This window comes from Streptomyces pratensis, assembly GCF_037137275.1.
Classification (GTDB): domain Bacteria; phylum Actinomycetota; class Actinomycetes; order Streptomycetales; family Streptomycetaceae; genus Streptomyces; species Streptomyces pratensis_B.
This window is the reverse complement of sequence record NZ_JBBBEN010000028.1, coordinates 1-337: the sequence shown is the minus strand read 5'-3', so window position 1 is coordinate 337 and position 337 is coordinate 1. Positions and strand designations below refer to the sequence as shown.

The 337-nt window shown below is 60.8% G+C and carries 1 rRNA gene; it reads left to right on the top strand.

Going from position 1 to position 337, the window contains the following annotated elements:
* Positions 1–53: ribosomal RNA gene (locus V9U70_RS00160) — 16S ribosomal RNA — on the top strand; the annotation flags it as partial.
* Positions 54–337 lie beyond the last annotated feature (284 nt).

Sequence of the window (337 nt, the reverse complement as noted above, 5' to 3'; positions counted from 1 at the left end):
CGAAGTCGTAACAAGGTAGCCGTACCGGAAGGTGCGGCTGGATCACCTCCTTTCTAAGGAGCACTTCTTACCGGGTTCGCCTGGTCAGAGGCCAGTACACCGGCGAGTGTTCGGTGCTGGTTGCTCATGGGTGGAACGTTGACTATTCGGCACGGTCGGTCGGTTTCTGTCAGTACTGCTCTTCGGGGTGTGGAACGCAGGGGCGGATGGATCGGGTCGGGCGCGCTGTTGGGTGTCTGAAGGTTCGGCCGAGAGGCTGCCTTCGGTTGCCGGCCCCAGTGAACTCGTCTGTTTGGGCGGGGTGGTGGGTGGCTGGTCGTTGTTTGAGAACTGCACA